Raw genomic sequence first — 24246 nt, 5'->3', positions numbered from 1 at the left:
CGGATGGCTTCATCGCGCAAGGCATGCACAAAGGAACGCCTCTGGTGATCAGTAGGCCAACCAAAGCCTAGCGTTTCTTGAGCGAGCTGTTGATGATCAAAAAATGTCCTGCCACGTCTGTACATGGCTTTAAGTGATGCCACCTCAGGAGGTGGTACGCCAAGCTCTTTGCCCAGGTGAATCCAGAGTGACGCAGGGACAACACGAATCGCATTGAGTGTACGCCCACTCAGACGTAAAAATCCGATATGCAAAGCAAGTCCCAATTTGTGGGTATCGCTTCGGCGCAGATTGATTACTTCGTGTTCTGAACGACTAAAAGTGAAAAACGCTTGTAACTCAAAGGTACTAAGTTCACGCGGAAGGTCCTTCAGACCCAGATACGTTGTTTGCCAGCTTTGCATCGTTTGTCTCCTTCAATTTGGTAGGACACAATACGCTGAAAAACGACGAGCTGAAACCTTAATAAAATCATTGACTTACAGAACTACCCCCACGCCAGTGCTCGATCTCCTACCGTCACTTATTGCACCTAAAACAAATCGACCCCGCATCGGGGCGATCAGTAAAATTGAGGCCGCATCGTAACATCACCGCTTTTCGAGTTTGAAGTGCACCAACGCCACGCCATGGTGAAAATAGTTTGAGATGTCGATAACTAACTTGATTCGTCCCGATTTGTGAACCCATTTCTAGTATCAATGGTTTCCTACCATGTTGGATTAAGTGCTCCCCTATAGCGAAAATCTACCGTATCGCAATACAAGGCTAAGCATCACTAGCCGGTTGAGTGCGTTGGACGGGCGGAAGAAGATGTCGTGGAACTCATTGACGCGCGAGTGGGCGTGAAATCAACAATATTTTCCAGCCAATGTCCAACTGAGAAATGGAACGACGCTTTCGATAACAAGACAATTGCAGACGCGGTTCTCGACCGTTTGGTATGTAGTTCCCACAACCACAAGCAGTCCGGCGCGTCGTTAAGGTAAAAAGTTAGAGATACTAAATAAGGTAGTGTCAACTTACGGGCTGCGGGAAAATTTTGTAAAGTAGCGTGATGGAAAAATCCCTACGCTACCGCGGCTTCCGCTATCCGGCAGAAATCATTAGTCATGTCGTGTGGCTCTACTTCTGGTTTGCGCGGAGTTTTCGCGACATACAAGAGCTTATGGCCAGCCTTGGCATCATCGTCACGTACGAGACGATTCGCCTGTGGCGAAGACGCCAATCATGCCGGGTGTCGAGTATCGCTAGCACAAGGGCCTAAACAACCGGGCCGAACTCTCGCATCAACCGACGCGGTAACGAAAGCGACAGACGCGCCGCTCCAAGTCATCCGGCCAAGCTCAGCGCTTTTTGTCGGCGCAGAACCCGATCAACAATGCCTTTCGGTGCCGGCGCAACAGCTTGACAGCGGAGCAGTACAGGCATGTCCGCACGTAGGCATATTGTATATGGGATGAGCTCACCGACGTAGCAAAAAAAGCCTAATACGTGACACCGTGTTTCCCTACCAGAGGCAATTTCGTCTGCAATTCTACAAGTCGCCGTCTCGGTTCAGCAAGTTGACAATACCACCGTATGTAGTGATATGAGCATCTCGCTTAACGCGACAAAACCGCAATAAGCGCGTTGCGACATTAATTAAATGTTAATTACTATAATAGACTATAAAAAACTATAATTTCCTATAGCAAAATCTAGTGGGTAGACTATAATGAACTATAATTCTTTGTAATACAGTTCAAGCGTTTATATCATGACAACTGAAATTCCTATTTTTCACCGGCCAGAGTTAGCCCGGCAAATTGTCCAAAGAACCTTGTCTGCCAATGGACGGTCTGGTGTGTTCATTTCAGCGCCTCGGCGCACTGGCAAAAGCACTTTCATTATTGAGGATATCATTCCGTCGCTGAGGGGGCTTAAGGCTGAGGTCATTTACGTGGACTTGTGGAGCGATCGAAGCCGCGATCCAGGCGACTTAATTGCCGAAGCTGTTCGGGAACACCTACAAAAGCGCGAGGGCGTGCTACTCCAATGGGCGCGCAAGGGCGGCTTGGAAAAAATCAATGTCGGTGGAGTCTCAGTTGATATCGCTAAGGTCGGCATTGGCACAGGAAAAACACTGGCAAAGGCACTTGCAGAGTTAAGTGATGCTACTCAAGCGGTAATTGTTTTAGTGATTGACGAGGCGCAGCACGCTATCACAACGGAGGCCGGTGCCAACGCATTGTATGCCCTAAAAGCAGCACGCGACCAACTAAATGGTTCTGCTCATAATGGATTTCGGTTGATCGCGACAGGATCGAACCGAGATAAGCTCAGTATGCTAGTTAATGGGAAAGACCAGGCCTTCCTCAATGCTGTCCTGTTTGATCTGGAGCCCCTAGGGAAAGACTTCGTAGAGTGGGAGCTATCACAGTACGGCGGGTTGGTTGCGCCGTCCCTCGCGACCGTTGAGTCGGAATTCATTGCATCTGGCCACAAACCCGAAACCTTGCATAAGGCCCTTGACGATTTAGCATTTCGGTTTAACGTCACTGACTGGAATGTTGACTCTGAATTCAGGTCTATATTTTCGGCAATTAACTTGGATAGCAAACAGAATTTTATGCGCCAGGTGAATAGCCTTCCACCTTTGCAGGCGTCTGTTTTGGTAGTGATGGCTACAACTGGCGCAGACTATGCTCCGTTTCGGCCAGCCACCGTACAAAAATATAACGCCTTGTGCAAAAATTTTTCAACTTCGGAAGTTGTTGTTGACGACTCCTCCATCCAGTACGCACTGGAAGCACTTCGAAAGAAAACTTTGGTGTGGAACAGTGCAAGAGGTGTGTATGCGATCGAGGATTCACAGCACGTGGTTTGGCTTAAAGAGGAATTTCCTGCCGTAACAGTTGAATGAGGCTATTGTCAACTTGCTGAACCGAGACGGCGACTTGTAGAATTGCAGACGAAATTGCCTCTGGTAGGGAAACACGGTGTCACGTATTAGGTGTTGGCGCGCACTCAATATTGACCATGATCCTTCGTTTGAATCACCTCGCGCAGCGTTACCGACAACATTTTTTTAGGAACGCAATGACGTTAGGTCGATTGCAGTAGTGGTTTTCGCGGCCTGATTGCTCTGTGTTATTCGAAAGCTGGCTAACTAACTTTGGATGGATTGAATAGCGTGCCGATGTATTGCGTATTGGTCTTTATCGTCAAATTTAAAAATTAAAAAATCTATAGTTCCTCTTACACCGTAGGATCTTTTTTTTAAAAAGAAGTTAGACCTGAGTAGCCCAAGGTTACTTTATCGAAGGGAAGCAGTCTCTCCCGGCGAGAAGAATTCGACTTGTTTTGTATCAAGCCAGTGGATGTGCGTTTACAAAAAGAACAGTGTCGTGTGAACATCATAAATTTTGCGGAGCTTTAAAAAAAATATTAAAAAAGAACTAAAAGCTCTATACTCAGCGATTACGCTCCCCGGCGTTGTGGAGATGCTCGTGCCCGCAAAAAAAATTATCAAAGACCCTTTAACTGAAACTAGTGAGGTGATGGCTCTATCTGAGATGCCCTCTAGTTTGACATCAACCGCACCAAATATAGCCTTTCCTATCGTTGGTATCGGAGCCTCTGCAGGCGGATTAGATTCCTTCGAACAGTTCTTTTCTGGCTTTCCGGCAGATGCGGAACCTTCGATGGCATTTGTCCTGGTACAACATTTGGCTCCTGACCATAAAAGTTTGTTGACCGACCTAATACGGCGTTGCACGCATTTCGAAGTGTTCGAAGCGGAAGACGGCATGGAAGTTCGCCAAAACTGTGTCTATGTCATTCCACCAAATTTCGATATGGCGTTTCTAAACGGTGTATTGCATTTGCTAGAACCGTCGGCGCCACGCGGACAAAGACTACCGATTGATTTTTTCTTCCGCTCTCTGGCTAACGATCAGCGTGAGAACGCGATTGGAATTGTATTGTCCGGCACTGGAAGTGATGGCACTTTAGGTGCGCGAGCCATCAAAGGTGAGGGAGGAATGCTAATGTCACAAACACCCGAGTCCAGCGAATTTGATGGCATGCCGCGAAGTGTAATTGCGACCGGGTTGGCTGATTATATTTTACCGTCTGCGGAGATGGCTGCACAGCTTATCACCTATGTCAAACATGCCTATGGAAAGCTTCATCGGCATCCTGCGGTAGATTCACCCCATACAGAAAGCGCTTTAAAGAAGATTTTCATTCTTTTGCGCTCACAGACCAACCACGATTTTTCCAACTATAAACCAAGTACCATCAATCGCCGTATTAAGCGCCGAATGGCCGTTCATCAGATCAACGACATCGACAGTTATGTTAAGTATCTGCAAAAAACGCCGCCTGAGGCGGTGGCCTTGTTTCGTGATCTGCTCATAGGTGTAACTAATTTTTTCCGCGACCCTGAAGTATTTGAAGTTCTAGAGCATGAAATCATTCCGCGACTATTTGCCGATAAACCCCCTGGTGCCGTTATAAGAGTTTGGTCAACGGGGTGCTCTACCGGTGAGGAAGCATATTCGATCGCCATTTTGCTTCAAGAGCGAATAGAAAAACTGAAGCAAAATTATAGTGTGCAAGTTTTTGCAACCGATATCGACAGCCGCGCAATCGCTATCGCTCGTGCAGGTTTGTATCCGATTAGTATCGCTGCAGACATTAGCCCAGAAAGGCTGGCACACTATTTTTCGCTCGAGCCCGATGGTAACTACTTCCGCATTCATAAAAGTATCCGAGACATGCTAGTGTTTTCTGAACAGGATTTAATTAAAGACCCTCCCTTTTCCCGACTGGATTTAATAAGTTGCCGTAACCTGCTGATTTACCTAGGAATGCCTTTGCAAAAAAAATTGATTCCCTTATTCCATTATGCTTTAAAGAAAAATGGGATTCTCTTATTAGGCACTTCCGAGGGTATAGGTGATTTTATCGAATTGTTCAAAATATTAGATCGCAAAGCAAAGTTGTTTCAGCGCAAGGATGATCGACTTGAGGGACATAATTGGAACTTGCTGCGAACTATTTCACCCACTGCGTATGCTAACCAAACTCAAATTGCAGGAATAAAGAAAATGGAATTTCCAGCAAAATTACAATTGCGAGAGCTGACGGAGCAGGCGCTCTTGCAGCAGCTTGCGCCCGTATGCGCACTTGTCAACTGGCATGGTGACATACTCTATTTACATGGCCGCACCGGAAAATATCTGGAACCAACACCAGGTGAAGTTGGTACCAATAATATTTTGAAAATGGCACGTGATGGCTTACGGAGTGATTTAACGTTATCACTGCAAAAAGCCACTGTCACTAAAGAAACGGCGCGCTGTTCTGGCTTACTGGTAAAAACTAACGGCCACTATACGTTGGTTAATTTAATCGTTTGCCCGGTATCGACTGGCTCAGCGACGACAGCAGAGGCATATTTATACTTGGTTATTCTTGAAGATGTGACAGCCGATTCCTCAGAGCGTTCCTTGCCAGTCGATGATTCCCCCATAGATGAAAAAATCAATTTGGATGTGGATACAGAATCACGCATCACTTTGCTCAAACAAGAATTGCGAGCTAAGGACGAATATTTGCAGAGTACTCGCGAAGAACTCGAGAGTTCCAATGAAGAGTTAAAGTCTTCAAATGAAGAGATGCAATCTGTGAATGAAGAACTTCAAAGTACGAATGAGGAATTGGAAACCTCAAAGGAAGAGTTACAATCTGTGAATGAAGAATTGGCTACGGTCAATCATGAGTTACAGACCAAAATTCTGAGTTTGTCTCGTGCAAATAATGATATGAACAATCTTATGGCTGGTACTGGTATTGGTACGGTGTTTGTAGATTTTAAATTACACATCTTGCGATTTACTCCAGCAGCCAGCACCATCATTAACTTGATACCTTCGGATATAGGGCGCCCGGTCGCGCATATTGTCTCGAATTTGGTGGGCTATGACGGCTTGGTATCGGATACGCAAACTGTACTTGATACGCTTGCTGTTAAAGAGATTACCGTACAAACTACCATGGGGCGCTGGTACAACATGCGGATACAACCTTACCGCACACTCGATAATGTGATCGAAGGAGCTGTAGTCTCTTTTGTCGATATTACGGAAATCGTGCAAACACGCGATGCGCTTCACAAAGCCACTGAGTTGCTCCGTCTAGCGGTGGTAGTACGTGATGCCTACGACGCAATTACCATGCAAGACTTGAATGGCCGCATACTAGCCTGGAATCAGGGTGCAGTGAGGATGTACGGATGGACCGAGGAAGAGGCGCTATTGATGAATACAGCCGAACGTATTCCAGAGAACTTGCGTGCCGAAGCGCTTACTAAGGTGCAAGAACTCAGTCAAGCGGAGATTTTGGAGCCGTATCTTACTCAAAGACGCACTAAACTAGATGAGATAGTTGAAGTCTCTATTACGTCCACTGCTTTAATAAAAGAAAATGGTGAAATATATGCTATTGCGACTACCGAACGAATTGTCGGGAAGATGCTCCCATGAGCTCACATGAAAAGGATAGTCAATGTTCCGACAGGCCGGCAGAAATGCCTTCAGACGAGGGAGAAAATGACCATAGCATTCTTTCACAAAGGGAACGAGCCGAAGCCCACATTAGGCTAAATCCGGTATCTCGGCTCGAAGAAATTAATAACGGGCAGCATTTGCTGCATGAACTCCGAGTGCATCAAGTTGAGCTTGAAATGCAGAACGAGGAACTACGTGAGGCACAATTGGCACTGGCTCTGGCTAGAGATCGTTATTTTGATTTATATGATCTTGCACCCGTCGGATATTGCACAATAAGTGAACTTGGATTGATCAAGGAAACCAATCTGACTGCTGCCAGCCTATTTAGTATGACGCGTGGGAAACTAATCAATCAACCGATATCACGACTAATATTGAAAGATGATCAGGATATTTATTACTTACATCATAAACAGCTGATTGTAAGTGGAGAGTCTCAATCTTTTGATTTAAGAATGGTCAATGAAAATGGCGTGCCATTTTGGGGGCATATCACTACCACGCTCGGTCGAGATATTGAAGGCGGGAGTGAATTGCGTGCGGTGCTTTCCGACGTCACAGAACGTAAACAGGCAGAAACTAGAAATGCTCAGTTACAGCAAGATCTTGAAGAGAGAAATCGGGAGCTCGATCGCATCCGGATAGTCGCAGATAAAGCCAATCAGGCAAAATCTGATTTTTTGTCTAGCATGAGTCATGAGCTAAGGACACCCCTGCATGCCATCCTTGGCTTCAGTCAACTATTGGCCTCAGGATTGCCACCTCCAACGTCAGAACAATCGCAAAGTATTGATCAAGTCTCAAAAGCAGGGTGGCACTTGCTTGAATTAATCAATGAAATCCTCGATCTTGCAGTAATCGACTCCGGGAAGATAACTTTGTCCATTGAGCTAGTATCTGTAACGGAACTCATTACTGAGTGCGAGGCAATGGTGCTGCCGCTAGCGCAACAACGCGGAATCAAGATAGTCGTACCTGCTGAAAATAGCCGAGATTTTATATTGGCAGATCCCGTGCGCATCAAAAAAATTCTCATCAATTTGCTCTCGAATGCGATTAAATATAATCAGCCAGGCGGAGAGGTAGCAATAATTTGTTCTGCAATCACTGCTGGACGCCTTCGTATTAATGTAAATGATACGGGGGGAGGATTAACGCCCGCGAAACTCAACCAACTCTTTCAGCCGTTTAATCGACTTGGTCAAGAGGCAGGCAATGAAGGGGGAACAGGTATCGGACTGATAGTCTGTAAACGACTGATTGAATTGATGGGAGGAACGATCGGGGTCGAAAGCGTACCTGGTAAAGGCAGTTCCTTCTGGGTAGAATTGGACATCTCGTTGCAGTCGCACAGTACGGTGGAAACTATGTTGCCAATGCCCAATTCAGAAAAACTTAAAGCAAATTCTGTCACATCGGATGAATGCGTGATCCCAAGCAAGTTGTGCACTTTGCTGTACGTGGAAGACAATTTGGCGAACCTTAAACTCATCGAAGCGATTGTCGCGCGACGCCCAGCTATTATTCTAGTGAGCGCCCCAAACGGACTAAAAGGAATCGAAATAGCGACTCAAATAGTCCCCGATATTATTCTGATGGATATCGACTTACCTGACATGAACGGAAAGGACGTACTCCATATCTTGAGAAAAAATCCAGCTACTGCTCATATTCCTATTATCGCGCTTAGCGCCAACGCAATGCGCAATGACATTGAAACTGGTTTAAAAGCAGGATTCCTTCAGTATCTCACCAAGCCAATTAAGATAAAGGAATTTATGGAAACGATTGATGTTTATCTTGAAGTGCAGCCTGAGCTATAGTTATTATTTGAACTGCTATGTCTTCGGGGGACAAGACAAAATTGATACAGCCACTGCTAATCGCTGCGTCAGGCATATCGGGTTGCGCAGCGGTATCTAATTTCTGGGCGATAGTAATACCACCTACTTGCTGAATGCCACATAGTGCTGCAGCGCCATCGCCATCAAAGCCAGAAACGATTACTGCGATGAGTTTTCCATTCCAATATTGTGTGAGCGAACGCAAAAAAACTGTGATGACGTCTGGCCACCCTCGAGGTTTCGAAATTACCTCTAGGTGAAACTGTTCGTTTTTTACATGAAGATCTTTATTTTCCGGTATTACATAAACATGATTTTTCTCTACAAGTAAGCCTTCACTAATTAGATTAACTGGCATTTTGGTGAAGTTGGGAAGAATTTCGTGAAGCTGAGTTGGCATGCTTCGCATGTGATTCACGATCACGATAGCAACACCCATGTCAGGCGGAAGGTTTTTTAGTAGTCGGATATAGGCATCCAGACCTCCTGCAGAACCGCCTATACAGACAATGGGAAAGTTGCTTATCAAAGTATTCCTTCTTATATTGGTTGAAAAATATTTTTAGTTAGTCAAGAGAAAAATCTTTAGCTCGCGAAAGACAGTTTCATAAAATCTTTTTAAAAATTGTTATATCGTCCAAATATACCTACCCAAATTCACAAAATTCTTCCCATTCAAGGCTCTGTCTAAATTACTTGAGTGTCCATATTGCTGCGAAAAAATTCGTCAGTATTCTTGATCCCGGTTTTAGCAAAATACATCGTAGTGTCTGGATTTTTAATGAGCGTATCTGCATCTGGTCCATCATTAGGATAGAGGCTTATCCCAATGCTAGCATTCGCACATAAATATTTTTCTGCATGCAATACAGGTTGAAGAAGGGCTACTCGTCACGGTGAATAAAGCGATATTACCTTTGCTAAAAGCGGGATAAATTGACCTAGACCTGATATTGACTTTAGACCCGTATTTTGACCTTCTATAAGAGGGCGGCAATTTCTAATCGGCGAAAATACAATGTAGTTAATGGATAACCGAACAATCACTTTTTTGCCAAAGGCTAGTAATTTCTGTAATGCGCATAGTTTTCGACATGGCTTGGCAGAAGTCATACTATTTTTTGTTTTGTTAAAACACGGCAGAATCATTTATTGATGCGCCAAATAACATTACCTACATCATCAGCCACAAGTAACGCCCCTTTTTTATCAACCGCTACGCCCACAGGTCGCCCATACGCTTCATGATTTCTACTTAGAAAGCCAGTCAGGAAGTCCTCAACCGCACCGGTGGGTTCACCATTCATAAACGGAACAAAGATCACTTTGTAGCCACTATGTAACTTCCTATTCCAAGATCCATGTTGTCCAATAAATGCTCCGTTTTTATAATGAGGAGAAAATAAGTTGGCATCATAAAAAGTGAGACCTAAAGATGCCGTATGCGCACCTAATGCAAAATCCGGCTTGATTGCACTCTCCACTAAGTCAGGTCGTTGCGGATTCACCCGTGTATCGATGTTCTGTCCAAAATAACAGTATGGCCAACCATAAAATGCACCGTCTTTTACAGAGGTCATGTAGTCAGGTACCAGGTCGTCTCCCAATTCATCCCGCTCGTTAACAGCAGTCCACAAACTGCCATTTTCTGGCTGCCAGGCCATCCCTACTGGATTACGTAATCCAGAGGCGAACACTCGAACTGCCCCTGTTTTGATCGTGATTTCCAAAATATCAGCGCGATTGGTTTCTGCTTCTATGCCGTTTTCACCCACATTACTGTTCGATCCAACACTCACGTATAAACGAGTACCATCTCGGCTAGCAATAATATTTTTCGTCCAGTGATGGTTAATTGTTCCAGCAGGAAGATCAGCGATTTTCACCGGCTTTGAGGTAATTTTTGTATCGCCTTCTTTATACGGAAAACGTAACACAGCATCAGTGTCGGCGATATACAAATCCTCGCCCACTAATGCCATACCGAAGGGTGAATTTAAACCTTCTAAGAATGCTGTTTTTATTTCTGCGACACCTTCCTTATTAATACCTCTTAATAATGTAATTCGATTTGCACTGGCCACTCCAGCGCCGGCTTTTTTCATGACTTTTTTCATCACAAAGCCTTTGATACCTTTGCTATCGTCAGGCTTGGGAGGTGCATTGGTTTCTGCAACTAGAACATCACCATTAGGAAGAACATAAAGCCACCGTGGGTGATCAAGATTGACGCTGAAAGCAGTAACTGAAAAGCCTGGAGGCGCGACAGGTTTCATGCCTAATGGCCACCCGATTGCGGGTGCGATATTAACCGTGGGTATTAGTTGCTTTTGGGGTTTCGGTAAAGTCGGGTTACTTCCCATTAGTGCCATATCGTTGACTGTTTGCGACAACACGCTTTCACCCCCAAAAAAACTAATTAGTAGAAAAAATGGAGTCACTATTTTTGTATGGCGCATGATTTTTTCCCAATATAGAGATATTTATCGAGCATAAAAGAATTAAACAATTCGATTTGTGCAGTACCACACATTGATGCCTATATTTTTTCATACACTCTGACTACTAAATATGAAAATTCAAAAATTCGATGCGTAATTGGATAAAAGTATTTTTAAATTTCAACTCTATCTGTTCGATAGAGCACAGACCGACTTAGTTCTTACGCGTACCTTTTTTTGCTCTTGCTAACTTTTTAATGAGTCCTACCACTTTTTGTTCCCAAATTAATGGAAAAACTTTAAAGGTAGAACCGTAAATTCAAATTTCTTAGGACACATCCAACAATATTAACCTACAGCTAAATTACGGAATTGATCCAAATGGAAACGAATATATCTGCGATGCACCAAATGATTAAAAATAGGGCAGATTCCATTGCTGAGCAAGGTTCAGCCGGTACTGTAATTTTATGGGAGCAAATCGCATTTAATATTATTGAAGTCATAGGCGAAACGGGTTTTGACTCTCTTTACGCAAGAAGTATTTATCTGGCTAGGATTGAATCACTATTGATTCCCTGTGATGTTCCTTTAACGGAAGATCACAAAAATAGTCGATTCTACGATCTTGAGAAAAGCTTTCAGGGCAGAACCAATGCCCAAATAAACGAAACAAATATCGTACTTTTGACGACGCTGGCTGACGTTTTATCTTCATTAATAGGTGAACATTTAACAGTTCTGATACTACGAGTTTAGTACGTAAATAGTAATTTGCGCGACATTAACCTAGGGCTAAAAAATGAATGAAAAAGTAAATATTCGCCAATTAAAAACTGGCGTACCAGGGCTCGACAATTTGCTGGGCGGAGGTATCCCTGAGTTTTCATTCAATCTCATTGCGGGTGCTCCAGGCAGTGGGAAAACCACTCTTGCACACCAAATTATGTTTTCACTAGCTAGTCCTGATAATCGTGCGTTGTTCTTTACGACATCGGGAGAACCAGCAATAAAAATGCTTCGATACCAACAGCAATTTCCTTTTTTTAATCTAGAGAAAGTGAGAGAGTCAATTCACTTTATTAATTTATCGGTCGAACTGATGGAGGAAAGTTTTAACAGCGTGCTGAAGCGCATCGAAAAAGAAGTAAAAAATTATTCTCCGGGTCTGATATTTGTTGATTCCTTTAGGTCAGTCATCGACTCCGACAATGAAAATATCAGCCATACATCCTCTTTACAGCAGTTTGTACAGAAGCTGGGAATACAAATGTCTAGTTGGCAAGCAACTACCTTTTTGATAGGGGAATATGTGGTACCCGGATCTGAGCCCAGTCCAGTTTTTACTATTGCAGACGGAATAATTTGGTTATCCCAAAATTTGCACCGGAACTCCGTCGTACGCAAAATCCAAGTAATTAAGTTGCGTGGTCATGCTCACGCTCCCGGCTTACATACATTTCGCATAAGTAATTTAGGAATCCAAATTTATCCACGAGCCATCATTAATCCTGGCGAGACAGTGAGTTTGTCGACAACTTCCTCTGTGACAGATAAGCGAGTTTCTGTAGGAGTCAAAGGTTTGGACGTGATGCTGGGTGGTGGACTACCCATGGGCTATTCACTTTTAGTAGTCGGACCCTCGGGCTCGGGGAAAACAATATTAGCTACGGAATTTTTGGCTGAGGGTGTGCGAAATGGCGAGAAAGGGGTAATTGCCGCATTCGAGAAAAGTCCAAGCCAACTATTAAGTGGTCAGTTAAATTCTTTAGTAAGAGACATGAAAGTAGGTGTTATCGACACAAGGTCGCTCGATCTGTCTATTGATCAGACACTCCACGACTTGATAGATATGATTAAAAAATTGCAAGCCAAGCGTGTTGTGATCGATTCTTTGTCCGGGTTTGAATTAGCCTTGGCACCGGAATTTCAAGAAGACTTTAGAGGATCACTTTATAGAATGATTGCAGAACTGACTGGTATGGGTGTAACCATTTTGATGACCTCCGAATTAGAAGATCGATATGCCGATTTACGTTTTAGTCCCTTTGGCAGCGCATTTTTAGCAGATGCTATCGTCATGCAAAGATATATTGAACTTGAAGGTCAATTTAAGCGTGCAATCTCCGTTGTAAAAGTACGTGGAAGTAATCATAGTAAAGAAATTCGTTTATTCGACATTACCGACGACGGCATCCTATTAGGAGAATCATTATCTGCCTACGAAGGCATACTTACTGGTCACCCACAGTTAGCGATCAACAATGACGGTTCAAGAATCTGGAATAATCATGAATAAGGACGAACCAGAAAATGCGGCTCAGGATAATCACGAAAATGAGCCCACAGTTCCGATCATCAAACTCACTAGCGTACCCGTGGAAGATATTATCGTACGAGAACATGCCTTGCAAGAAGATGAGGCAATTGTTTTAAGCCGCGAGAAATTGGCTTCGGCAAGAGAAAATACTGCACATTTACGTGAAGATGCGGCGCAGCAGCGTGAAGGAACAGTACAAGCACGCGAGGACGTAGCGAACATAAGGGAAGTAGGAGCAATTCTGCGCGAAAACAAAATACTAATTGAATCCATAAATCCGTTTGAAACTGATAACCAATTAACAGTCTTGCAGCAGGCAAACGCCCACTTGGTGATAGCATCAATCGAATCACAAAAATTGGTTGAAAAAATAGAAAATACTAAAGCAAAGTTAAATCATTTAGCGCATCACGACGCCCTTACTGATCTACCAAATCGCATGTTATTGCAAGACAGACTCACTCAAGCGATCGAATTAGCACATCGTCAAGGAAAGCAACTTGCAGTGATGTTTATAGATCTTGATCATTTTAAATATATTAATGATTCTTTAGGGCATGCAACCGGTGATGGCTTGCTTAAATCAGTCGCAAAACGCTTGCTAGATTGTGTACGTCAATCAGACACAATCAGTCGCCAAGGAGGAGACGAATTTATTGTTCTTCTACCTTCAATTGAGCATGCGGAATATGCAGCGCTAAGTGCAAAAAAAATCTTGATGTCACTCGAATTACCTCATTTGGTTGAGCAAAATGAGATTTTTATTGGCGCAAGTATTGGTATTGGTATTTATCCTGATGATGGGGACGATACTCGAACACTCTTAAAAAACGCTGATATTGCGATGTACCACGCAAAACAATATGGGCGTAATAATTTTAAATTTTTTGAACAAGGAATGAACGATAGAGCAATCGAACGGCAATCGATTGAGACTAGCTTGCGTAGAGCGTTAGAACGAGACGAATTTATTCTTCATTATCAACCTAAAGTGTGTTTAAACACTGGTATCGTAGTTGGAGTTGAGGCGCTTATTCGATGGCAACATCCCGAAAGAGGTTTTTTATTGCCGGGACAGTTCATATCGATCGCAGAAGAATGCGGTTTGATAATACAAATTGGTCGATGGGTTCTACACACTGCTTGCCGTCAGGCGCAACTTTGGATAAAAGAAGGTTTTCCTGCGATCGTGATTTCGATAAACACTTCGGCCCTTGAGTTACGGGCAGACGATTTCCTAAAAAACATACTGTGTGTACTGCGTGAGACTAACGTCGAAGCTCGCTATTTGGAAATTGAGCTTACAGAGAGTGTATTAATACAGAATGCTGATTCTGCCTACTCCGTATTGCAAGCGCTTTCTGATTTGGGAATCAAGTTAGCACTCGATGATTTCGGAACCGGCTACTCTAGTCTTAGCTACTTGAGACGATTCCCTTTTAATAATCTTAAAATCGACCAATCATTCATTCGACAGCTTACCAACGATCCAGACGACGGAACCCTAGTAAGCGCTGTAATTAATATGGGGAGATCCCTTAAGATGTGCGTTATTGCAGAGGGAATTGAAACGTCTGAACAACACGACTATCTACTTTCTCAAAGATGTGAGCAAGGACAAGGATTTTATTTGGCTCGACCTATGCTAGCAGATGAACTTAGTGTGTTATTGAGTTCTGGCGCAACCCTACCCTTATCGGATCCGTAACACGTAGGCTAACGACGTTCAGCGAAGAAGTATTACTCTATGTTGGCTATCGTACGGATTAAAAATAATACTTGGCGTAATTTGGAAACTGATTTGAGATGTTATGAAAGACTAGAGTTTGTAAGTTTGTTAAAAGCTGCTGTTTTAACAAAAACCAGTAAAAAATTTAAGTAATTTGATACTTTAATTTTGGAAAATATCATGACTAAAAAAAATGGCAACGAATACGGGAAAGACTTAACCATCAAGAAACTTATTCCACAATTACCTCATGAACGTGATGAGAGTGTCGAACAGCATCCAAGCAAGCCAAATAAAAAAATGAAGCAGGCTTTTGTCGATTTAAATAATGGATTAGTTGATACAGATTTGCACGGAGAACGGGGAGTGGAGGAGGTAGTCAAATTTGACGTGAAGCACAAATTAAAATTAGCAAAAAAATTACCTAGTTTCAAACTGCATCGTTAACAGGCAACCAATTTAACCAGCGTACTTAAAACAAAAAATATAGTGCAAAGTTAAACCAGATTACGTCACCTCAAAAGATAAGATAAGACGTAATTTTCATTTGCGATCTAAAATAATTTGTACTTTGGCAGAGGCGACGACATGCTCCGTCTCAAGTCCAAATTGTCTTAACAACACTTTCATCGGGGCAGAGATACCAAAGGTATGCAAGCCTAAAATACTACCGTCCAAACCGACGTACCGCTCCCATCCAAATGTTGAGGCCGCCTCTACAACGAGTCTTGCTTTGATTGACGGAGGCAGTATTTTATCTTTGTAGGATTGCGGTTGGCTTTCAAATAGTTCCCATGATGGCATGCTGATGACGCGAGCATGTATGCCCTCACTCTTTAACTGTTCGTATGCTTTAATACAAAGTCCTACCTCGCTGCCTGTTGCGATCAGCAGTACATCCACTTGACCACCTGGAGCGTCCGCCAAAATATAGGCGCCTTGAGCAAGACCATTCGCGCTGGCATAGATAGAACGATCCAAGGTAGGTACCGTTTGCCGTGTCAATACCAAACAAACAGGTGTTTGTTTTAGCTGCATTATTACTCGCCAGGCTTCCACCACCTCATTCGCATCTGCTGGCCGCAACACCACCATGCCTGGCATGGCGCGAAGCGAGGCGAGTTGCTCTATCGGTTGATGAGTGGGGCCATCCTCTCCCATACCAATCGAATCATGCGTCCAGATATAAATTAAAGGTAGCTCCATCATCGCGCTGAGTCGAAGTGCGGCGCGACAATAGTCAGTAAAGATGAGAAAACTAGAGGTAAACGGACGCAAGCCGTATAAACTCATCCCATTCCCAATGGCACACATTGCATGCTCACGCACACCAAAATGAAAATTACGTCCGGCATAATTGCCTTCCTGTGCTTGACCAATCGCTTGAAAATTACTCGGTGCCAGTAAGTTGAGTTGAGTTTTAGTCGACGGCGACAGATCAGCAGCCCCACCCAATAGCCAAGGTATTTTGCGTGCCAGCCCATTCAATAGAACACTTGATGAATCACGCGTAGCAAGACCCTTTTCATCAGCATCAAAAATGGGTAAGGCCGTCTCCCAGCCTTCAGGCAGATTACGCTCTTGCATGAGATCAATTTCTGAGGCTAACGCAGGATATTCCTGGCGATAGGCCAACATCAACGTGTTCCAAGCCGCATGAGCTAATACACCACGCGATGCGAATCGCTTTTTAAAATGATCAATCACCCCTTCAGGTACATCAAATTGTAAATCAGGTTTAAATCCATAGAATAGTTTTGTCAGACGGACTTCATCTTCACCTAAAGGCTCTCCATGGGCTTCGCGCGTATCCTGCTTATGTGGTGCGCCGTAGCCAATGTGGCTTTCGACAATGATGAGAGTAGGTCTGTCCTCATTTTCGTCATGCGTTTGTTGCTGATGCTCTTCTCGTTTATCTGAATCTGCAAAGATCTGATAAGCCTTTGTTAAGGCAGTCAAATTATTAGCATTCTTGACTTTGAGTACCTGCCAACCATAAGCGACGAAGCGAGCCGCAACATTTTCCGTAAAAGTGATTGAGGTCGCTCCTTCAATACTGATGTTGTTGTCATCATAAATCCAGCACAGATTAGATAATTTCAGATGCCCCGCCAGCGATGCCGCCTCGCTGCTGACGCCTTCCATCATGTCGCCATCACCACATAAAGCATATATATGATGGTTGAATAGATCAAAGCCAGGGCGATTGTAGGTCGCAGCTAACCAGCGCTCTGAGATCGCCATGCCGACACTGCTTGCCAACCCTTGCCCTAGCGGCCCTGTAGTAGTTTCAACTCCAGAAGTCCAGCCGTATTCAGGGTGTCCGGTGCAGCGACTTCCTGCTTGTCGAAAACTCTTTAAATCCTCCAGAGTGACTGCCAGCCGATCGCCGGGTGGATAACTTGACGACTGAGCTTTTATCCCTGTCAGATGAAGTAAGCTGTATAGCAAAGCACAGGCGTGACCAGCGGATAAGACAAAACGATCACGATTAATCCATTGCGAGTCTTCAGGATCATACCGTAAAAAATATTGCCACAAACAATACGCAGTTGGCGCTGCGCCCATTGATGTGCCAGGGTGACCTGACTGGGCTTTTTGTACTGCATCAATTGATAAAGTACGTAAGGTATTAATACATCGCTCATCGATTTCCAGCTCAGAAAATTGCTCAGACTCGTTCAATTTAAACTCCAGGTAAGAAATCCTAAAGAGCTATCGGACGCAGCTTGGAAAATGAGATCGCTCACAAAAGTACGCTTAGTAGGCTTATTCACCGGAGTTGCTACTTTCCCACTGTTCCGAAATTTCAACATTCGCAAGCTTTCGTCCCTTTTCGTTAATTATTGAAAGCAAAGCCTCCCAAGACTTGACGAATGACGCAACTCCTTCAACTTGCAGTCGCTCCGCCAGAGCTTCGTCATCGACGCCCTCCCGTCTGAATTCTTCTAATACTGCAGAGGCAAGTCCGCCGTCGATAGGTAATACGCTTTCCGGATTACCATGATCTGCGAAGGCAAGTAAGGTTTTTTCAGGAACGGTAACGATACTTCCCGGAGCCACTAAAGCATCGACATACAAGGTATCTGGTGCCGTAAGATCTTTAGTCCCTGTGCTTGCCCACAATAGCCGTTGTGGGCAAGCACCTGATTGCAGGATTTTCTGCCAGCGCACAGATGTCATGAGTATTTGATAGTTTTTATAAATCAGCATCGCCATCACAATGCCCAACTGATTATGGTATTGAGGTGAGATTTCCTGCTTTACCCCAGTGTCCCAGCGGCTGACAAAAACGGACGCTACCGAAAACACTTTCGTGTCAAGACCGGCTGAGATTCGTCTTTCAATACCGCAAAGATAAGCTTCTGCTGCTGCAAGATATTGCTTTACAGAGAATAGTAATGTCACGTTCACTGCTATGCCAGCAAAAATCGATTCTTCGATCGCCTTCAGCCCTGCGGGGGTGCCCGGAATTTTGATGAATAAATTAGGGCAATTTGCTGCTTTATACAAACGCCTAGCTTCTTCAATTGTTCCCTCTGTATCGTTTGCTAACAATGGAGACACCTCCAATGATACCCAGCCATCCACGCTGTCAGTGATCTTAAATATCGGAAGAAGTAATGTTGCTGCGTGTCTTAGATCACTCATCGCCAATTCAAAAAAAATGGCTTCAGTAGACTTTCCCTCTTCCAACTTTTGATGAATATCTGCATCATAAGCAGCGGTATGCCTGATCGCCTGATCAAAAATAGTTGGATTCGAAGTCAATCCCGTGATCGATAACTCTGCCAAGTAGTGCGCTAGGATCCCACTACTCAAAAGATCACGTGTGATATTGTCGAGCCAGAGACTTTGTCCAAGTTGATGCAGTTGTGTTGTAGGTTTCATGGTAGCCAATATGAAAAAAGTTGCTGAAGATTGCCAGGAAGGGTGGGATATTTTCGGACTATGGCGCACTCCAAAAATCTCGGAGTATTAAGTTCCCAATACGTTCAATTACTATCTCAGGGTTTGAGAAATTAACTAAATACTTTGGTTCAATATCGGCATTAAAAGCAGAAACGAGTGAATCTATCGTTTATTCATTATTACTAAGGTATCTACTCCCACATTTTCGATGACGGAACTATAAGCCACGGGGTGGGACTCCAAACGATACAAATAGATACTCGCGACTTAGCAATAAGGCCACTCTTAACAATAATTATTCACGGATAGTGGTTTGATCAACCACATTTTTTACGCCTAGTGTTCCCCAAACTGAATGGACAGCCAGATCACGTTCCAACCAACTATGGACGGTTCCAGACAAAGTGACTTCGTTACCATTAACGGTAACGAAGATATTTTTTACATCTGTATGAGCACGACGCCCTAATGCCGCTTCAATATCTGATTTGATCGCACTCAATGAGACGTTCGATTGAATCATAATTTGATCGCTCAATCCGGTAACTCCCATTAGATTACGCACTGCGCCAATCACCGCTTTTCTCTGATACTCCCAATCAACTTCGCCAGTTAAGGTGATAAAGCCATTCTCAACAACGACGCTAACCGCGTCGTTTGGTACATACGTCAACCATTCAAGTGTATATTTTGCAGTACGTGCAATATCGCTATCTGTCCTTTGGTTAGTCCCTGGAAGTCTGACATCGATTTCGACCGCCAATGCCTTAACACCGTAAACGCGCTGCGCTGCTCGCTCTGCATCCCATTTTTCAGTAATGGTCCTGACTTGGCCAGCGAGTGTGACTACTCCATCAGAAACTTCAACTCCGATATGAGAAGCATCGACAGACGGTTCCCATTTCAACTCAGCAAGAACGTCCTTTTGAATTTGTGTATCGGTATTCATTTTTGACTTTCATTCAGGTAAAAGAACGATCAGCTTGAGCTGTTATAAAACTCTAATCTGTACGGTGTACTGCTTAGGACAAATGAATGTTGGCGTGGTAACCGAGTCTTTCAATAACCTCTACTACTTGTGATGCGGTTACGCAGGCAGGGTCAGTAGACAAAATCGCTTTTCCGTCACGTAAAGAAAGTGCGGTATTACTTACGCCATCGATCCCTTCAAGCGCGCGATATATTTGCCCTAGGCGAATACCACGGGTCATCCCTTTAGTATCAAAAATAATGATTTCCATTAACATTCTCCATTGTAAAAAATCAGAATCAGTCTAAAAAATCGTAAATGTCCTGCCTGGAGATTTCATTTTGGTTTGTTTTTTTATCATCAGGTGGAAACAAGGTAGGCGCGAAAACAATGCTTGTCTGTGCGCTACCTAACCCAGGTGACGTAATTAAAAAAAGGGGGAAATTAGCAGAATTGAATCAGAGCGAATGGGCAATTGCATCTGATGCGAATGGCACATTTGCTCATCCTAATTTGAACTTAAGGGTATGGACGATATTGCTAGTTAGTTTTTTCTGGCAAAGAATCAAGCAACCCAAAACGTAGCTGCAAAGACTCTTTAAAGGCAGTAGCAGTTTGTGGTTTGACAAAAAAGGTGACGACTTCGGGATGCATTACAAGAATCAGGCGCTCAATATCGACGACCAGAGTTTCAATCTGTGATGTTTTGAGATTATCTGCAAATTCGATACTCATCGCAGCGAGTATTTGATCCGGCGCAAGTTGTACCGTCAATACGCCGTTAGTTGTTACTGACGGCGAGAGTTGATTAGCGATGCTCAGCAATGAAGCACTTAGTTGGTGGTCTGCACGTTCTCCGATCAACAAACTTTTACTTTCCCGTGCCAGCAAGCCTGCGGTGCCTGCGAGTATTGTTCCTATCAAAATAGAAGCGATCCCATCAGACGCCAGTAGACCTAAACTAGTTGCCAGATAAGTGGAAATTACAGCAGTCACAATCCCGATCAATGCCACGCTGTCTTCAAATAGAACAATAAAAGAGGCGGGATCCTTGCTTCGACGAAATGCGTCGTAATATCCGAGTGTACCCTTGGACGCTTTAAACTGGTTCAGTGAGATCAACCAAGACGCACCATCAAACATAAAGGCTAGTCCTAAGACTACATAACTCACGATGGGGTCGGTGATTGACTGAGGCTTCATCAAATGCAAAACACCTTCATAAATTGAGACGCCCGCACCAAGAGCAAATACCAGCAAAGCGACAATAAAACTCCAAAAATAGAGCTCGCGCCCGTAGCCGATTGGGTGCTCTATATCGGCCTGTTGTTCAGCGCGGCGCATGCCATACAGCAGCAATAATTCATTGCCGGTATCCACAAACGAATGAATAGCCTCACTCCACATAGCGGCACTATCGGTCCAAGTAGCAGCGCCAGTTTTGATAATAGTAATTAAAATATTTCCGATCAATGCGGCGTAGATGACCTGCTTTGAAGATACATTCGTTACCATATCAGCTCATGTTCATAATGATTGTGATTTGATGGCTCTCATTGGTAATTTACAGGTCACAATTTGCAATGACAGTTTTACGTTAAATTATTGAACGCTTCCCAATACGTTGCCCACAGCATAGGTTAGAGTCATTGTTAAAGCGCTCCAACCCATCACTCGTACAGATCCTTTCACAACGTTGGCACCGCCAGTATAAGCGGCAAGTCCACCAAGAACCGCCAGAAAACAGATTGAGATCCCGGCAACAGACCAGCTCTTCCGGTTGCCATTGACATTGCACCCGCGACCAGACTCGCCACGCCAGCAACCAAAATACTAGTGTGGCTCGCATTGGAAGCAGCAACACCTAAAATCAAACTGGAGGTGGAGACGATGCCTTCGTTCGCACCGAGGACAGCAGCTGTCAGCCAACTTATATGTTCAAGTTTATGTTGTTCAGGATATTTTTTTCATGATCTTTCGCTACTAAAAATGTCTTATATAGCAATGAAAACAGTATGCAAAAAATATTTTGTTCGGTCATCTTCTTGTCGCCACTTCCTTGGCGAAAGTTAATATTAAATGCAATATTCTCGTACTTTTTATTGGTCTCTTTATACGACTATGTATCATTAAAAAATATATTTAACAGCTATTTATTTAGTTGGTGTCGGCCTCTTCAGCACGCTATTTAATCGGTTTAATATTTTTTCGGTTAAGCGAACTACCGCACAGACGACCTTGGAATATCAAGTTCAATATGGTCTAAGGAAAGATCCAATAGGAGAACCGAGTGCTTTTCGTACCGATTGGGCGGGACGATCTGCCAAAGAAAGCAAGCTACAAATCGAGGATTACGCCCCCACAACAGGTACTTGGCGTAGCTCGGTACCCAAAGTTTAGGTAATTCAAGTAACTAACTCCGTAAAAAGTAGGTAACTTGGACTAAGACGCATGTTGCCTCGAATTACTAAAACCAACTGCAATTGGAGAATTTGATGAAGAACAAACAGACAATAATTATCGCCTCTGCGATAGCCTCATTGACAATATTAACCGTGGTTGGAAAATATCTATCCCGTCAAAAGCAAGTTGAAAAAAAATTAGAGAAAGACGAAATTTCTAAGTGGGACGGCGAGGGAGGCAATTTGCCGACATTAGGTTTCATCAAAACCTAAATAGAGAAAAACTCACTTGAAGATTTTAATTCCTACGGATATTTAATAGATACAAAGACACTTAGTAAATCTGTTAATAATTTTATTTTTCGTACTAATCGATATATTAGGAACCAAAATGACAAGTAATCAAAAATTAGATTTACCAAATATTCATGATGCTGAAAATGCAAGCGCATCGTTAGATTCCGACAAATATGACATGATTGAATTGAGTGACGGTTTAATACCTGATACAAAAAATATTCATGAAAAATCACAGAATTTAGAAGACCAGAAAGCTGATTCAGTTGATCGACTTACATGCGCCTTAGAGGTAAGTATTAAAACATTTGGAGATGTTTCAGAAAAACTATATCTGTCTCAAAAACAAATTTATAAAGTATTAAGAAAGAATGTAGGAGAGCGACCGCTTCAAACATTAACTGTCGCGTTCGCATTAGGCTATTTTGCTAGATATCTATTCAAATTGAAGGAATAGCGGCGACGTGTACTCAAATTTGTGTAATTGAGAGAATCAGAGGGAATACGATTCAGCAAATAGATGAGACGAAGAAGCGTTTCACATAAACGGAGATTATCGATTTTTTGTGGGAAGCCGTATTCAAATTGCTGCGCGCACTGTAAGACGAATTAGCGAGGAGTTTCTAGCTTTGCCTTTATTTGACTGCTTTGCTGCATTCCTCTCGCCAAAGGATTTGTTTAAAGAATGACGTAATGTCATCGAGCTAGACCAAAGAAATGAGAAATGAAATTTGCGAAACAAAGATAAACCGAATACGCTTTCAGCTTTCATCCCTCCGATCGCTACTATTTTTTTGACGAACGCTTTTAAACACTTTACGACGATCCGATTGTCCTAAAATGTGCAAAGGATCTCCGTTGGGAATGTCACTAATTAACCGATCAAATTCTTTCTTAACCACAACGTAGCACTCGCAAACTGCTTGTTCTAACTTAGGCCGATCAATCACATTAATCTGACCCCTCGCATATTGAATAAGTCCTTTTTTCTGTAATTTACCGGCAGCTTCCGTTACACCTTCTCTTCGGACCCCCAACATATTGGCGATGAGTTCTTGAGTCATGTGCACCGAATTACTTGGCAAACGGTCAATGCTTAATAATAGCCAACGGCAAAGTTGTTGCTCGATTGAATGATGTCGGTTGCAAACTGCAGTTTGTGTCATCTGAGTTATCAGAGCTTGAGTATATCGAAGTAGAAGGCGAAGCACCGGACCGCCTCTGTTGAATTCAATATTCAACAATTTTGCTTTTAGTCGATATGCTTGCCCAGCACTTTGCACTACGGCGTGGCTGGGGGTGGTCACTTCACCCAGAAAAAGAGAAATCCCGAGAATACCCTCGTTACCCACAATGGCAATTTCTGCTGATGACCCGGACTCTAAGACGTAAAGTAGAGATACAACCGCTGTAGTGGGAAAATAGACACACTGCATTATGCTTCCGGGGCTATATAAAACTTCACCTAAACCCATATCGACAAGTTCTAAATCTTCAAGTAATCGATTGAACTCCGCGAGGGGCAATGCTGCGAGCAGAAGGTTCTGCTTTGGACCGTTCGAGAATGGCATTTGAGTATTATGGAATGAGTGCACATTTTACAAGAACAGAATATATTTTCTATAGCCTGGCTAAAGCAAGGTTAAGGAATTCGCTTTTCACCAAATAGCTTACATGGTAATCCCCCCATTTTTAATGCGGCCGATAAGTAGAGGCTAAGCGGCAAGTGCTAGCTTTTGTTTCGGGGTAATGCCGCCGATCCCAGTATTGG

Annotated in this window: 19 protein-coding genes and 4 pseudogenes; 12 read left to right on the top strand and 11 right to left on the bottom strand. The window is 43.4% G+C overall.

Translation table 11 applies throughout. The features are described from left to right. Positions 1 to 404, bottom strand: a 404-nt coding sequence (locus AAKU64_RS19295) for a DUF4158 domain-containing protein (protein ID WP_354362714.1), incomplete at its 3' end; no start/stop codon positions are given. A gap of 411 nt (positions 405 to 815) precedes the next feature. Between AAKU64_RS19295 and AAKU64_RS19290 the strand changes: the two are divergent. The 6 genes and pseudogenes from AAKU64_RS19290 to AAKU64_RS22655 form a co-directional block, all read left to right on the top strand. Continuing rightward, positions 816 to 989: pseudogene (locus AAKU64_RS19290) on the top strand (ATP-binding protein); the annotation flags it as partial. Positions 990 to 1057: 68 nt separating this feature from the next. Next, positions 1058 to 1443, top strand: a pseudogene (locus AAKU64_RS19285) (hypothetical protein). A 316-nt stretch (positions 1444 to 1759) separates the two neighbouring features. Further along, positions 1760 to 2905, top strand: coding sequence for an AAA family ATPase (locus AAKU64_RS19280; protein ID WP_322121752.1), 1146 nt, complete (start codon positions 1760 to 1762; stop codon positions 2903 to 2905). Positions 2906 to 3491: 586 nt separating this feature from the next. Continuing rightward, on the top strand, positions 3492 to 6533 hold the full coding sequence (locus AAKU64_RS19275) for a chemotaxis protein CheB (protein ID WP_354362713.1): 3042 nt from the start codon (positions 3492 to 3494) through the stop codon (positions 6531 to 6533). Further along, a pseudogene (locus tag AAKU64_RS22660) lies at positions 6530 to 7417 on the top strand (sensor histidine kinase); the annotation flags it as partial. The gene AAKU64_RS19275 and the pseudogene AAKU64_RS22660, both read left to right, overlap by 4 nt. A 156-nt stretch (positions 7418 to 7573) precedes the next feature. Continuing rightward, positions 7574 to 8383, top strand: coding sequence for an ATP-binding protein (locus AAKU64_RS22655; protein ID WP_503012717.1), 810 nt, complete (start codon positions 7574 to 7576; stop codon positions 8381 to 8383). Here the strand turns inward: AAKU64_RS22655 and AAKU64_RS19265 are convergent. The 3 genes from AAKU64_RS19265 to AAKU64_RS19255 form a co-directional block, all read right to left on the bottom strand. Further along, complete coding sequence (locus tag AAKU64_RS19265; protein ID WP_323492682.1) at positions 8337 to 8933, bottom strand: chemotaxis protein CheB; 597 nt, start codon at positions 8931 to 8933, stop codon at positions 8337 to 8339. The two genes, AAKU64_RS22655 and AAKU64_RS19265, sit on opposite strands and share 47 nt — an antisense overlap. A gap of 158 nt (positions 8934 to 9091) precedes the next feature. Continuing rightward, a complete protein-coding gene (locus AAKU64_RS19260; protein ID WP_323492683.1) occupies positions 9092 to 9271 on the bottom strand; it encodes a hypothetical protein in 180 nt (59 codons plus the stop codon). A 278-nt stretch (positions 9272 to 9549) separates the two neighbouring features. Then, positions 9550 to 10776 carry a PQQ-dependent sugar dehydrogenase gene (locus AAKU64_RS19255; RefSeq protein WP_323492688.1) on the bottom strand — a complete coding sequence of 409 codons (1227 nt, stop codon included), beginning with the start codon at positions 10774 to 10776 and terminating at the stop codon, positions 9550 to 9552. 450 nt (positions 10777 to 11226) lie between these two features. Here AAKU64_RS19255 and AAKU64_RS19250 point away from each other — a divergent pair, with 450 nt between their 5' ends. From AAKU64_RS19250 to AAKU64_RS19235, 4 genes are all read left to right on the top strand, one after another. Continuing rightward, positions 11227 to 11604 carry a hypothetical protein gene (locus AAKU64_RS19250; protein ID WP_323492684.1) on the top strand — a complete coding sequence of 126 codons (378 nt, stop codon included), beginning with the start codon at positions 11227 to 11229 and terminating at the stop codon, positions 11602 to 11604. A gap of 43 nt (positions 11605 to 11647) precedes the next feature. Further along, positions 11648 to 13144, top strand: coding sequence for an ATPase domain-containing protein (locus tag AAKU64_RS19245; RefSeq protein WP_323492685.1), 1497 nt, complete (start codon positions 11648 to 11650; stop codon positions 13142 to 13144). Then, positions 13137 to 14873: a putative bifunctional diguanylate cyclase/phosphodiesterase gene (locus AAKU64_RS19240; protein WP_322121746.1), complete on the top strand. Its 1737-nt coding sequence runs from the start codon at positions 13137 to 13139 to the stop codon at positions 14871 to 14873. Before AAKU64_RS19245 ends, AAKU64_RS19240 begins: the two co-directional genes overlap by 8 nt. Positions 14874 to 15074: 201 nt before the next feature. Beyond that, on the top strand, positions 15075 to 15341 hold the full coding sequence (locus tag AAKU64_RS19235) for a hypothetical protein (RefSeq protein WP_322121745.1): 267 nt from the start codon (positions 15075 to 15077) through the stop codon (positions 15339 to 15341). Between the two features lie 96 nt (positions 15342 to 15437). Here the strand turns inward: AAKU64_RS19235 and tkt are convergent, their stop codons facing one another. The 6 genes and pseudogenes from tkt to AAKU64_RS22650 form a co-directional block, all read right to left on the bottom strand. Then, positions 15438 to 17579 carry a transketolase gene (gene tkt / locus AAKU64_RS19230; RefSeq protein WP_354362711.1) on the bottom strand — a complete coding sequence of 714 codons (2142 nt, stop codon included), beginning with the start codon at positions 17577 to 17579 and terminating at the stop codon, positions 15438 to 15440. An 84-nt stretch (positions 17580 to 17663) separates the two neighbouring features. Then, positions 17664 to 18785 carry a transaldolase gene (gene tal / locus AAKU64_RS19225; protein WP_322121743.1) on the bottom strand — a complete coding sequence of 374 codons (1122 nt, stop codon included), beginning with the start codon at positions 18783 to 18785 and terminating at the stop codon, positions 17664 to 17666. 316 nt (positions 18786 to 19101) lie between these two features. Next, the gene (locus AAKU64_RS19220; RefSeq protein WP_354362710.1) at positions 19102 to 19755 is read right to left on the bottom strand and encodes a BON domain-containing protein; all 654 of its coding nucleotides are present in this window, start codon (positions 19753 to 19755) and stop codon (positions 19102 to 19104) included. 73 nt (positions 19756 to 19828) lie between these two features. After that, a complete protein-coding gene (locus AAKU64_RS19215; RefSeq protein WP_322121741.1) occupies positions 19829 to 20047 on the bottom strand; it encodes a heavy metal-associated domain-containing protein in 219 nt (72 codons plus the stop codon). A 269-nt stretch (positions 20048 to 20316) separates the two neighbouring features. Beyond that, positions 20317 to 21291, bottom strand: a complete 975-nt coding sequence (locus tag AAKU64_RS19210; protein WP_323492687.1) for a cation diffusion facilitator family transporter — start codon at positions 21289 to 21291, stop codon at positions 20317 to 20319. A gap of 260 nt (positions 21292 to 21551) precedes the next feature. After that, positions 21552 to 21710, bottom strand: a pseudogene (locus AAKU64_RS22650) (VIT1/CCC1 transporter family protein); the annotation flags it as partial. A 561-nt stretch (positions 21711 to 22271) separates the two neighbouring features. Here AAKU64_RS22650 and AAKU64_RS19200 point away from each other — a divergent pair. Both AAKU64_RS19200 and AAKU64_RS19195 read left to right on the top strand, forming a co-directional pair. Continuing rightward, entirely contained in the window at positions 22272 to 22451 is a 180-nt protein-coding gene (locus tag AAKU64_RS19200) for a hypothetical protein (RefSeq protein WP_322121740.1), read from the top strand. 118 nt (positions 22452 to 22569) lie between these two features. Further along, a complete protein-coding gene (locus tag AAKU64_RS19195; RefSeq protein WP_354362709.1) occupies positions 22570 to 22932 on the top strand; it encodes a hypothetical protein in 363 nt (120 codons plus the stop codon). 304 nt (positions 22933 to 23236) lie between these two features. On the opposite strand, the gene AAKU64_RS19190 is transcribed toward AAKU64_RS19195, so the two are convergent. Next, the gene (locus AAKU64_RS19190; protein WP_354362707.1) at positions 23237 to 24046 is read right to left on the bottom strand and encodes a Crp/Fnr family transcriptional regulator; all 810 of its coding nucleotides are present in this window, start codon (positions 24044 to 24046) and stop codon (positions 23237 to 23239) included. Positions 24047 to 24246 lie beyond the last annotated feature (200 nt).

This window comes from Undibacterium sp. GrIS 1.8, assembly GCF_040544445.1.
Classification (GTDB): domain Bacteria; phylum Pseudomonadota; class Gammaproteobacteria; order Burkholderiales; family Burkholderiaceae_D; genus Undibacterium.
The sequence above is the reverse complement of the archived record's forward strand: the minus strand, read 5'-3'. Positions and strand labels throughout refer to the sequence as shown.